Consider the following 12,277-nt stretch of genomic DNA (forward strand, 5'->3'; position numbering starts at 1 on the left):
CCCATTCTCCAGCAAAGGCATTGGCGGCCTCATTGGTGCTTTCTCAAGCTGTCGTCGAGAGCGTTGACGAAGATGTCGACTTCGCCGCGCGACCAAATCAGCGGGGGGCGTAACTTGAGCGTGTTGGGCGTGCCTTTCCCGATGAGGATGTTGCGGGCAAGCATGTCTTCGATGAGTCGCTCGGTCAGTGTGATGGCCGGCTCCTTCGTCAGGCGATCCGTCACCAATTCCACGCCAGTCATCATTCCAAGCCCGCGTACGTCGCCGATCACGGGGTGCTGTTCAGCCAGGCGCCCAAGCTCCTGGCGCAGATACTCCCCGATGGCGGCGCTCCGCTTGATCAGATCCTCTCGCTCAAGGACGTCCAGCACAGCCATCCCGGCCGCGCACGCGACGGTATTGCCGCCGAATGTGCTGAACAACAGCGGGTAGGTGCCATTGAGGAACCGCTTCATCAATTCCGAGCTGAGAATGACGACGCCAAGGGGGTGGCCGTTTCCAACCGGCTTGCCCATTGTTATGAAATCGATGTTTTCGTCCTTGAGCCCGTTTGCCCGGAAACCCCAAAAAGTTCCCATGCGGCCACAACCGGCCTGCACCTCGTCCGCGATGACAAATCCGCCCGTCGCCCGGACCTTTTCCGCGACAAGATTGAAGTAGTTTTCAGGCGCCCGCAGTACCCCGCTCGAACACAGGGCCGTGTCGACCATGAATGCTGCCGGCCTGTGGCCTCTTTCGCGCAAGGCGGCTATCGCCCTGTCGGCGTCGGCGGCATATTTCGCTGCCGCTTGGGGGTCGCGGGAAAAACGGCCCCTATACATATCCGGGGCCGTCAGTGTCTCAATGCGTTTGGGATGCTCGTCAGCGGGAAGATGACGCCAGCTTTCATTGGACAGGGCCGTCGTCAGCTCCGTGCATCCATGGTAGGATTGGTCAATTATCAGACCCCCGTCCTGCCTGCTGAGCGAAGAGGCTATCTGCATCGCCAGGTCGTTGGCTTCGCTGCCCGAATTGACGAAGATGCAGGTGTCGAGGTGATCAGGCAGGTCGGCGGTCAGGCGCGCCGCGTACTCGACAGCCACGTCGCACATATACCGGGTATTGGTGTTCAGCGCGCTGGCCTGGCGGTAGATCGCTTTCGCCACGTGCGGGTGACAATGACCGATCTGGGGGACGTTGTTGTAGACATCCAGATAGGCAGTGCCATCGGCGGCATACATCCAGGCGCCGCGGGCGCGGGTGATGTGCAATGGCTTGGCGTAGAAATGCCATATCGGTCCCAGGTGAGCTTCGCGCTCGCGCCTGAGCAAGTCATAGTCATATGTGAGATGCTCGCCATCCTTGCTTATGGCGCCGTACACCGGAAACCGGCACGCCTGGCGAAGCCGGCGCACCGCCTCTGCGCGGCCTTGCCGGCTCAGCAACTCCATCATTCGAGGATATTGGCCGGCGTTTTCGATGTGGGGGATGCCGGATTCACTGGTGGCCCCCCTCGCCTCGACAATCGCGGTAGCCATGGCGAGGCGCAGAAGCAGCGCATCGAAAAGGAGATCGACCTCGTTTTCTTCAAGCGGGTATATCGAATCGAAGCCTGAGGTCACGTCGCAAAGGTAGGCGATCGGATCGTCATCGAAGTCCGCGAAAGTCTCGGAAGCGGTCACGATGTCCGCGACGATGGAATTGTGGCCCATATCGCCAAAATCGATGATGCCCACCGGCGATGTGCTGTCCGTCGGATCGACCAGGATATTGCCGCCATGCGAATCCTGATGCACGACTTGGCGACGCGTCTTCGACAATTGCGGAAGGGTAAAGCGCTCGGCGCGCTCGAAGATTTCCTCGCACAATTGCCGAAGCCTGAGGTCGGAGACTTTTGCTGTCTGCGGGCGCAAGGCCAGGGCACGTGAAATGTCCCAGAGGTGCACATTGCTGCCGGCGTACGGATGAAAAAAATCGCGCAGCGCATAGGCCAGCCGTCCTACCATCACACCGATGTTGAACCGAGTGGCGGCGGAAAAGGCTTCCTCAACCTGCTCCATGACCTTCCCCGGAAGGAAGGTAAGCACACGCACCATGTGCCGGCAGCCGCGCTCGTCCTCGATCCATTCATATGGCGCGCCGGCGAGGGAGGGAACGACGCGAGGCACCGGCAGAGACGGATCGCGCTCGAAGATATGGTTCAGGGCTTTGACCTGCATATCCACGACGCCTTCAGGTTCGCCTATGTTCGATATCTTCACGACGACGTCGCGGCCGTCGGTGCCGTCGATCCGCCAGGACAGATCGCGCTCGGAAGCCAGTTGCGTGTACGTCCCGTCGATCCCGTACCGGGTGGCCACGAGGCGCCTGACCGCTTCCGGCGAAAAACTAGGAAGGTTGCGAAACAGCAGAGCGTCCGTGCTCATTCCATACCTTAAGGCCAAATATCGACACCCGACGTGGCAACCAATTCGAAGTTGCGCGTTTGGCAGAGAAGTCCGCAGGTGCGCATTTTTGCGCAGCGGTTCGCCAGCCGTGCCAGAGGCTAGACCTCCATCGGCGTGGCAAGAATATCATTCAGAGAACCGATATATTGGTTTTTACAAATGCATCCGATGCGCCCTGATGACTGCGTCGCGGACATAGGCGACGTTGGCGGCCTGCTCGCCTGTTCGCGTGGCGACCTCGATGTCGGCGGAATAAGCCTCGTCGGCTAGGGGAAGTCGGCGAAGACGCCCCTGCTGTTCGAACACGCGGGCAAAATGTATCGGCAGGACCCCGAGGTAGGCGCCCGACAGGACCATCAGAAGCTGCGCCTCGATATCAAAGGCCACCCGGTTCGCGGCGGCGGTGTCGAAGCGATGACGCCGAATCCCATACCAATAGCCTCTCTCTACCCAAGGATGGCCGTAGCATTCCGCACTCGTAATCATCTCGTCATTTCGGCGAAACAAGGGATGCGTCGAAGCGCAAAATACCGCGTGCTCTTCGTGGTAGAGGACCTGGTATTGCACGCTTGCGACTTTGATGTCGGAGCCACCTATCCCAATGTCTATTTCGCTTTCCGCCACGGCCTTCGTTATGTCGTTGGGGCGCATGATCTTGAGATCCATCTCGATTTCCGGCGCAGCTTTGGAAAGCTCGGCAATTGCATCGGCCAGTCGGAAACTTGGGTCGGTCGCGAGGCAGTCAACAATGCCGACGCCGACCTTTCCCGCCAAAGCGCTTCTGACACGCGAAAGCCGGGCCGAACCGGCGTCCAGCATCCCGGTGATTTCCGTGGTGATTTCGTAAACCCGCCGCCCTTCCTCCGTCAGTGAAAACCCGCGACGCCCCCGTTCGCACAACTTCACGCCGAGCCGCTGTTCAAGCGCCGTCAGATGGTTGGAGATCGTAGGTTGGCTAAGCGACAGTTCCATCTGAGCTGCAGACATGCCGCCATTGCGGACCACGCTTTCAAAAACGCGAAACAGATGGAGATCGGAGCCCGATATCTTCATGAAAGCAGATTGCACCAAACGAGTGGGAAGGCAATTCGGCTGACATACTGTGGCTACCCGTATTGAGGACGGCCTTGATTCCGGAAGCCGGAAGCGACCGATCGAGACGTCGCCCAGGTTCTTGCAGTTCCTTCCTCACGTCCGAACCAGCCCATCGGATCTCCGGTCCGCCGCGGTGCGTCACGGGGTATTGACGATGCATCAAAATGCGGCTTTGATGATACGTGGATACAAAAATACTTTTTGAGGTCCCATGGCGACGAACTTTCCAGAGATGTCCGCCACTGCGGAAGTAGAGGCGTACAATCACGTTCAGAGAGCCCTTCGCCTCGGCCGCTACAAACCGGGCGACAGGCTCATTCCCGAGGAGATTGCCGCCGAGATCGGCATGAGCCGCATGCCGGTGAGGGAAGCCTTTCGGCGCCTGGCCTCCGACGGGCTGGTGGTCCTTCGTCCTAATCGGGGATGCGTGGTCGCGGGCCTCACTGTCGATGAACTTTTCGAGATTTTCGAGATTCGCTCGGTTCTGGAGGGACTCGCCGTCAGGCTGGCGGTGCCCCGGATCGACGACGAGGAGTTCGAGGAACTCGACCGCCTGCTCGAGCGCATGGAGCGTGCGGGCCAGAGCGGCGGCGGCGACTGGGTCGTCCGCCACCAGGAATTCCATGGCCGCATCTGTGCGTTGAGCCAGAGGCCCAAGCTGATCCACCAGATATCGGCGCTGCATGTGGTCATCGAGCCTTACATGCGCATCTGGTTCGACGATTGTAACAAACCGCTTTCCGCGCGCGAGGAGCATGCCGCCGTAATCGCTGCCTTGCGCTCCGGCGACGCACATCACGCGGAACAGGTGATGCAGGAACATGTTCTCGGCACAGCGCCGCTGCTGGCCGAGTTCGTGAGTCCCAGCCGGTGACGAAAGCCGGCCGGGCAGGAGTGGCCTCGAACCGGCAATGCGGCCGGGCGCGGGAACAGTTCAATCAGCCTATCAAAAAAAGGGGAACCAAATGAAATTCAATCGTTTGGCCGTAGCCGCGGCCGCACTCAGCATGTTCGGCTTCATGCACACAGCGTTGGCAGAAGATGCGCCCAAGTCCATAACCATTGCCACGGAGGGCGCCTACGCTCCGTGGAACTTCACCAACGCGGACGGCAAGCTCGACGGACTGGAGATCGAACTCGCCAACAATCTTTGCGAGCGGATGAAGGTCAAATGCACCATCATCGCCCAGGACTGGGACGGACTTATTCCGTCGCTGAAGGTCGGCAAGTTCGATGTGATCATGGCCGGCATGTTCATCACGCCGAAGCGGCTCGAAACCATAGATTTCACCCAGCCTTATGCGGTCGATCCGGGTGGATTCGCCGTTGCCAAGGACAGCGAGCTTGGCAAGCTCGGTGTTTCCGCGGAGAAGTTCAATCTTGACGACGAGGCTGCTTCCAAGGCCGCGATCGAGAAATTGAAGCCGCTGCTGAAAGGCAAGGTGGTCGGCGTACAGGCGGCCACGATGATGCTCGATTTCGTCAAGAAATACTTCGGCGACACGGTGGAAATCCGCGAGTACAAGACCACCGAGCAACATGATCTCGACCTCGCCGCCGGCCGCGTCGACGCTCTTTTCGCGCAGCGGACGGCGCTCGCCGCGACACTCTCAAAACCTGAATTTGCCGATTACACCCTTGCCGGACCGGGCTTTGTGGGCGGCCTTTTCGGTCGTGGAACCGGTGCGGGGCTGCGCAAGGAAGATACCAAGCTCAAGGAGATGCTCAATGCGGCAATCGACGGGGCTATAGCCGACGGCACCATCAAGCGCATCTCGGAGAAATGGGTGAAAACCGATGTGACGCCGATGAAGTAGGCGCGGGCGAACCTGCCCGGCGTGGCGGAGCGAGCCGTCCGCGTCGGGCAGCGCGCTGAAAGGCTATGACTTACATGACCAATATTATGCATATCTTGGGTTTTCAGCAGGGCGGCTGGGGAGCAGCTCTGCTCGCCGCATCCAGTGTCACGCTTGCACTGTCCGTTCTCGGCTTTATCCTCGGTGCGGCCCTCGGCGCCACGGCCGCGGCCGGTCGCCTGTCTTCCCGCCGCGTCCCGGCCTGGCTCGCCCATGTCTACGGCACTGTATTTCGCGGTGTGCCAGACTTGCTGACGATCTATCTCCTCTACTATGGCGGCAGCATCGCCCTGACGCAGATCGGCACGTTGTTTGGTAGCGATGGCTTCGTCGGGCTGCCGACGTTTGCAACCGGTGTCCTGGCGATCGGCATCATATCGGGGGCTTATCAGGGAGAAGTCTATCGCGGTGCCTACCAGGCCGTGGATCGCGGCCAGTTCGAGGCTTGCAAGGCGCTTGGCCTGTCTCGATATCAATCGTTGCGCCTTGTCATCGTGCCGCAACTGATGCGCCACGCGCTGCCGGGCCTCGGCAATGTCTGGCAGTTGGTGCTGAAGGACTCGGCGCTGATCTCCGTCATTGGCCTCGTCGAACTGATGCGCCAGGCGCAGATCGGAGCGGGTTCGACACGAGAACCTTTCATCTTCTATATTGCCGCCGCCGCGCTCTACTTCGTCATCGCCGTCGTGACCGCTTCCGTCTTCCGTTTTAGCGAGGCGCGGGCCTGGAGAGGCATGGTTCACGCGTGATCGACTTCGCCTTCTTTCTCGAGATCATTCCCGTCCTGCTTGCTGGCCTGCCATTGACACTGCTGCTTACAACAGCCTCGATGGTCATCGGCTTCTTTTTGGCATTGCTGCTGGCGCTCGCCCAACAGGGAAATCGCCGCATCGTGATATGGCCCATCCGTGCCTTCGTTGCAGTCTTTCGCGGAACGCCCCTGCTGGTACAGATATTCCTCATCTACTATGGTCTCGGCCAGTTTCGCCCGTCGCTCCAGGCGATCGGAATCTGGTGGCTGTTCCGCGAGCCGCACTGGTGCGCCATCGTGGCGCTCAGTCTCAATGAAGCAGCTTATGGAAGTGAAATCCTGCGCGGCGCGATCAAGGCCGTGCCGCGAGGATTGACCGAGGCCGCTACAGCCTCCGGCATGTCGAAGCTGCTGACGCTGCGGCTAATCGTGCTGCCGCTGGCCCTTCGTCAAGCGATCCCGAATTACACCAACGAGATCATCCTGATGGTCAAGGGCACGTCGCTTGCATCCATCATTACGCTCATGGAGATCACCGGTATCGCGCAGGGGCTCATTTCGCAGACCTATCGCGCCGTGGAGGTTTTTGTGGCTGCCGGTGCGATCTATCTGGCCCTCAACTTCGCAATCATCTCGGCGCTGAACGCGCTGGAAACGCGGCTGACGCCCTACCGGGTCCGCGCATGAAAAGTGCCGGTGTCATGACGAGGAGATCTGGCGGCATGCGCCGCTGTCGAAAAGCCGAGGGACGCGCTGCCATGTCGCATCAAGCGATGGCGGCAACGTCGCATCCATCAGACCAAGGGATTGAAAAACAGAATGCGTGATTTCCAGTTTCCCGGCCGCTCGCCGGTTCGCGCCACGGAAGCGGTCGCCGCTACATCGCACCCGCTGTCGACGCTGGCGGCGATCGAGATGCTGCGCGCTGGCGGCAATGCCATGGACGCGGCGGTCTGCGCCGCCGCTGTGCAGGGCGTGGTCGAGCCGCAATCGACCGGCATCGGCGGCGACTGCTTCGTGCTCTACTGCCAGTCGGGACAAGGGGACGTGCTGGCCTTCAACGGCTCTGGCCGCGCGCCGGCGGCAGCGACCGTGGACTGGTATCTGGACAGGGGTTTCAGCGAGCTTCCCAAGCAGGGATCGCACGCAGTGACGGTGCCGGGCGCCATCGACGCATGGTGCCGGCTGCTCGAGGACCATGGCAGCAAGGACCTTGCCGAGGTGCTGGCACCCGCCATTCACTATGCCGAGAACGGCTATGTCGTGCATGATCGCGTCGCCTTCGACTGGGCGGACCCGGAGATCGACCTTACCGCCGACGAACACGCCGCGCGCATCTTCCTGCCCGGCGGCAAGGCGCCACGGGCGGGGGAGGTCCACCGCCAGCCGGAACTCGCCGCCACCTTGCGGATAATCGCCAAACAGGGTCGCGCCGGCTTCTACGAAGGCGCTGTCGCCGACGACATGGTGCGCCGGCTCAGGGAATTGGGCGGGCTGCATAGCCAAGAGGATTTCGCCGCGACCAAGGGCGACTATGTGGCGCCGGTCAGCACCACCTATGGCGGCCATGACATCCACCAGATGCCGCCGAACAATCAGGGGCTGACGGCGCTTTTGATGTTGAACGTGCTGTCCGGCTTCAAGCTCGGCGGCCTTGACCCCAATGGCGCCGAGCGCCTGCATCTGGAGATCGAGGCCGGGCGGCTGGCCTATCAGGACCGCGACCGCTTCATCGGCGACCAGGACCATGTCCCGGTGCCGGTGAAACAGCTCCTGTCCGGTGCCTATGCCGACCGGCTGCGCGCCGAAATCCATCGCGACCGCGCCATGACGCATCTGCCGCGCCTGGAACTGCCCGGCAGCGACACGGTCTACATCTCGATCGTCGACCGCGACCGCAATGCGGTCTCCTTCATCAACTCGACCTATTATTCCTTCGGCAGCGGCGTCGTCGCTCCGAAGACCGGTGTTGTGCTGCAGAACCGTGGCTCGAGCTTCCGCCTCGACCCGGCGCATCCGAACGCGATTGCGCCCGGCAAGCGGCCGATGCACACGATCATGCCTGGCATGGCGACGAAGAACGGCCGCGTGGTGATGCCGTTCGGCGTCATGGGCGGCGGCTACCAGCCGTTCGGCCATGTCCACCTTCTGACCAACATGATCGACTTCGGCATGGACCCGCAGCAGGCGCTGGATGCGCCGCGTGTGTTCTACAATGATGACACCGTGGAGGCGGAGCGCAGCGTTCCCGCCGCGGCGGTCGAAGGCTTGCGCAAGCGCGGCCATCGCGTCGTCGAGCCGCATCAGCCGCTTGGCGGCGGCCAGGCGGTGCTGATCGACTGGGAAAAGGGCACGCTCACCGGCGCCTCCGACCCGCGCAAGGACGGGATGGCGCTAGGATATTGATGGCCGGCTGCATCGCATCTGTGTGTCGCGGCTTATTTTAACGGATTGGAACGATAGTCGGTGACCATGACCAGCAAAGCAAATTCGCAAGGACTTTCCCGCCGTCTCGCCGCCGGCGACGATGACGCGCCGGCGATCCTGGCGCCCGACAGGGCAACACTGACCCATGGCGGGCTGCGCGCCCTGATCAAGGCCACGGCCGAGCGGCTGCATGCGCTCGGCATCGGCAAGGGCGACCGGATGGCGATCGTGCTGCCGAACGGGCCGGAGATGGCCACAGCCTTCGTCGCTGTGGCGGCCACTGCCTCAACGGCGCCGCTCAATCCCGCTTACCGCGCCGACGAGCTCGATTTCTACCTCACCGACATCGGCGCCAAGGCGATCCTTGTCGCGGAAACCGAGACCGGGCCGGCCGCGGCGGTGGCCGAACGGCTCGGCATCGGCGTGCTCAGGCTCGTCGCGCAACCCGATACGCCTGCCGGCAGTTTCACCATCGAGGGCGCACCGATCGGCCCACAGGCGGCGCCTGACATGGCAGGGGATGGCGACATCGCGCTGCTGCTGCACACGTCGGGCACGACATCGCGGCCAAAACTGGTGCCGCTCAGCCATGCCAACATCGCCGCCTCGGCAGCTCATATCGGCGCGACGCTCGGCCTGACCGCCGATGACCGCTGCCTCAACATCATGCCGCTGTTCCACATCCATGGCCTGATCGCGGCGGTCCTGTCGTCGCTGGCTGCGGGCGGCAGCATCTACTGCACGCCGGGCTTCAACGCGCTGCGGTTCTTCCAGTGGCTGGGCGACGCCAAACCGAGCTGGTACACGGCGGTGCCGACCATGCACCAGGCGATCCTGCCGCGGGCGGCGCGCAATGCCGAAGTGCTGGCGGCGGCACGCCTGCGCTTCATCCGCTCGTCCTCGGCGTCGCTGCCGGCGCAAGTGATGGCGGAGCTGGAAGCGACCTTCGGCTGTCCGGTCATCGAATCCTACGGGATGACCGAGGCCGCGCACCAGATGGCGTCGAACCGGTTGCCGCCGGGCCAGCGCAAGCCGGGCAGCGTCGGCGCCGGCGCCGGACCAGAGGTGGCGGTGATGGCGCCAGACGGCCGGCTGCTGACAGCCGGCGAGACCGGCGAGATCGTCATTCGCGGACCCAATGTCACGGCCGGCTATGAAAAGAACCCGGAGGCCAACGCCACGGCCTTCGCGCATGGCTGGTTCCACACCGGCGACCAGGGCGTGCTCGACGAAGATGGCTATCTCAGGGTCACCGGCCGGCTGAAGGAGATCATCAACCGCGGCGGCGAAAAGATCTCGCCGCTCGAGGTCGACGACGTGCTGATGGACCATCCGGCGGTGGCGCAGGTCGTCACCTTCGCCATGCCGCATGACAAGCTCGGCGAGGAGGTGGCGGCCGCCGTGGTGCTGCGCGAAGGCATGAGCGCCAGCGAAGGCGACATCCGCGCTCACGCTGCGACGCGGCTCGCCGACTTCAAGGTGCCGCGCAAGGTGCTGATCCTGGACGAAATCCCCAAGGGCGCGACGGGCAAGCTGCAGCGCATCGGCCTTGCCGCCAAACTTGGGCTTTGACGATGAAGATCACCATTTTCGGCGCCGGCGCGATCGGCGGCTATCTCGCCGCCAGACTGGCGATCGCCGGCCGCACCGACCTGTCGATCGTCGCGCGCGGCGCCCATCTCGAAGCGATCCGGGCTAATGGCCTGCGCCTGATCGAAGACGGTGAGGAATCGGTGGCGCCGGTGAGAGCCGCCGCCAAGGCCGACGAACTTGGCGCCCAGGATTATGTCGTGCTGGCGCTGAAGGCCCATTCCCTCACCTCGGCCCTTGACCAGATCGCACCGCTGCTCGGCGACCACACTTCTGTCGTCACCATGCAGAACGGCGTGCCCTGGTGGTATTTCCACGGCGTCGGCGGGCAACTCGAAGGCACCAGGCTGAGCGCTGTCGATCCCGGCGGCGCGATCTGGCAGCGGATCGGGCCGCAGCGCGTCATCGGCTCTGTCGTCTATCCCGCCGTCGAGGTCGACGCGCCCGGCCTCATCCGCCATGTCGAGGGCAAGCGCTTCTCGCTCGGCGAACCCTCGGGCGAACGCAGCGAACGGGTGACGCAACTGGCCGAGGAAATGGTCAAGGCCGGCCTGCAAGCGCCGGTGCGCGAGGATATCCGCAGCGAAATCTGGGTGAAGCTGTGGGGCAACCTCTCCTTCAACCCGATCTCGGCGCTGACCGGCTCCACGCTGGCCGCAATTGTCGCCGACGAAGGCACTCGCACGCTGGCCCGCACCATGATGCTGGAGGCGCAAGCGATCGGCGAAAGCCTCGGCGTGCGTTTTCCGATCGGGGTGGACCGCCGCATCAAGGGGGCCGGCGATGTCGGCGAGCACAAGACCTCGATGCTGCAGGACCTGGAACGCGGGCGGCCGATGGAAATCGACGCGCTGGTCAGTGCGGTGCAGGAACTTGGAAGGCTGACCGGCAAACCGACACCGGCTATCGACACGGTGTCGGCACTGGTTAAGAGGCTGGCGGTGGAGCGCGGCTGCTATTCCTAAGACAGGACGCGCTATCCTAACCACCGAAAGGCCAAAGGCAGAGACGAATTCAACGCTTCACAACGACGATACACCTCGTCGCAGGCTGCCAGGCGGCCCATGCGCACGGCTTTTCCCTACCGACGGTATCGACCTCAACAGTCGGTTGCCATTTGACCCTATCGGAAATTCACGCCGCATCTGCGAGAAGCTGACCCTCGAGCATCAGCGGCGCGGAACTCTGCGGAACGGCGCGTTCCTTCAGTGCGTCAACTTTTTCATCGCCGGGAAATGCGTTTCTCAGGGCGCCGCAAGACGCTCCGTGCAGGCTTTCAATATCGACAGGCGTGACGTCTATCAATAGTTGGCCCGCACACGCGCCGCGCTTTTGTCGGCGAAGGCGGCGAGCCGAGCACGTGCTTCCGGCTGGGTGTTCACCACACCCGCGACGACAGCCTCGGCGTAAGCGGCATCCAGCGCGGACATATTCTGCATATGGCTCACAGCGGAGCAGATCGCAAAGTTGGACAGGGGCAGGTTCTGCGCTGTTTTGTGGGCGAGTTCCAGGGCCTTCTCGAAACTTGAGCCTTCGACGATGTACTGCGCAAGCCCCAGATCGACCGCTTCTTGCCCTTGATACACCCGGCCCGTCAGCATCATGTCGATCATGCGCGCCTTGCCCACCAGATCGGTGACGCGGATCGTTGCGCCGCCGCCGGTGAAAAGCCCGCGCTGGCCTTCAGGCAGTGCAAAATAGGTTGTCTTGTCCATCACCCGGATATGGGCGGCGCTCGCCAATTCCAGCCCACCGCCGACGACGGCACCCTGCAGCGCCGCTATGATCGGCACGCCGCCATATTCCATTTTGTTGAAGGCCTCGTGCCAGCGCAGGCAAATATGCATGAAGTCCGCCGGGCTGCGGTCAGCTTGATGATGTTCGATCAAGTCGAGTCCCGCGCAGAAATGGTCCCCCGACCCGGCCAGCACAATCGCGCGCACACCCGCGCGAGGCGCGGTGGAAAAAAAGTCGACCAGTTCCTCGATCGTGTCGGCATCCAGCGCATTGCGTTTGGTGGGGCGGTTCAGCGTTACGACCCAAACCCCCTCGTCATGAGCCTCCACGGCAAGGTTCTTGTATCGGGTGATGTCGATTTGGATGGCCATTGTACGGTCCTGTTCCCGAGTTGA

10 protein-coding genes are annotated in these 12,277 nt (G+C 62.6%); 7 read left to right on the plus strand and 3 right to left on the minus strand.

Annotated elements, in window-relative coordinates:
• Window positions 1-29: 29 nt before the first annotated feature.
• Entirely contained in the window at window positions 30-2,405 is a 2,376-nt protein-coding gene (locus JN279_RS34195; RefSeq protein WP_096454229.1) for an aminotransferase class III-fold pyridoxal phosphate-dependent enzyme, read from the minus strand.
• 174 nt (window positions 2,406-2,579) lie between these two features.
• On the minus strand, window positions 2,580-3,479 hold the full coding sequence (locus JN279_RS34200) for a LysR family transcriptional regulator (RefSeq protein WP_096454227.1): 900 nt from the start codon (window positions 3,477-3,479) through the stop codon (window positions 2,580-2,582).
• 253 nt (window positions 3,480-3,732) lie between these two features.
• Here JN279_RS34200 and JN279_RS34205 point away from each other — a divergent pair, with 253 nt between their 5' ends.
• The 7 genes from JN279_RS34205 to JN279_RS34235 all read left to right on the plus strand — a co-directional run bounded on the left by JN279_RS34205 (window position 3,733) and on the right by JN279_RS34235 (window position 11,110).
• On the plus strand, window positions 3,733-4,395 hold the full coding sequence (locus tag JN279_RS34205) for a GntR family transcriptional regulator (RefSeq protein ID WP_096454225.1): 663 nt from the start codon (window positions 3,733-3,735) through the stop codon (window positions 4,393-4,395).
• 91 nt (window positions 4,396-4,486) lie between these two features.
• Window positions 4,487-5,338: a transporter substrate-binding domain-containing protein gene (locus tag JN279_RS34210; protein ID WP_096454223.1), complete on the plus strand. Its 852-nt coding sequence runs from the start codon at window positions 4,487-4,489 to the stop codon at window positions 5,336-5,338.
• A 74-nt stretch (window positions 5,339-5,412) separates the two neighbouring features.
• Window positions 5,413-6,126: an ABC transporter permease gene (locus JN279_RS34215; RefSeq protein WP_096458646.1), complete on the plus strand. Its 714-nt coding sequence runs from the start codon at window positions 5,413-5,415 to the stop codon at window positions 6,124-6,126.
• On the plus strand, window positions 6,123-6,815 hold the full coding sequence (locus JN279_RS34220) for an ABC transporter permease (protein WP_096454221.1): 693 nt from the start codon (window positions 6,123-6,125) through the stop codon (window positions 6,813-6,815). The genes JN279_RS34215 and JN279_RS34220 overlap by 4 nt, the downstream gene beginning before the upstream one ends.
• Window positions 6,816-6,947: 132 nt before the next feature.
• Window positions 6,948-8,534: a gamma-glutamyltransferase gene (gene ggt / locus JN279_RS34225; protein ID WP_096454219.1), complete on the plus strand. Its 1,587-nt coding sequence runs from the start codon at window positions 6,948-6,950 to the stop codon at window positions 8,532-8,534.
• Window positions 8,535-8,600: 66 nt separating this feature from the next.
• The gene (locus tag JN279_RS34230; protein ID WP_096454217.1) at window positions 8,601-10,127 is read left to right on the plus strand and encodes an acyl--CoA ligase; all 1,527 of its coding nucleotides are present in this window, start codon (window positions 8,601-8,603) and stop codon (window positions 10,125-10,127) included.
• Window positions 10,128-10,129: 2 nt separating this feature from the next.
• Window positions 10,130-11,110, plus strand: coding sequence for a 2-dehydropantoate 2-reductase (locus JN279_RS34235; protein ID WP_096454215.1), 981 nt, complete (start codon window positions 10,130-10,132; stop codon window positions 11,108-11,110).
• 336 nt (window positions 11,111-11,446) lie between these two features.
• Here JN279_RS34235 and JN279_RS34240 read toward each other — a convergent pair whose 3' ends face one another.
• Window positions 11,447-12,253, minus strand: coding sequence for a crotonase/enoyl-CoA hydratase family protein (locus tag JN279_RS34240; RefSeq protein WP_096454213.1), 807 nt, complete (start codon window positions 12,251-12,253; stop codon window positions 11,447-11,449).
• Window positions 12,254-12,277 lie beyond the last annotated feature (24 nt).

The organism is Mesorhizobium sp. 113-1-2, assembly GCF_016756475.1.
Classification (GTDB): domain Bacteria; phylum Pseudomonadota; class Alphaproteobacteria; order Rhizobiales; family Rhizobiaceae; genus Mesorhizobium; species Mesorhizobium loti_C.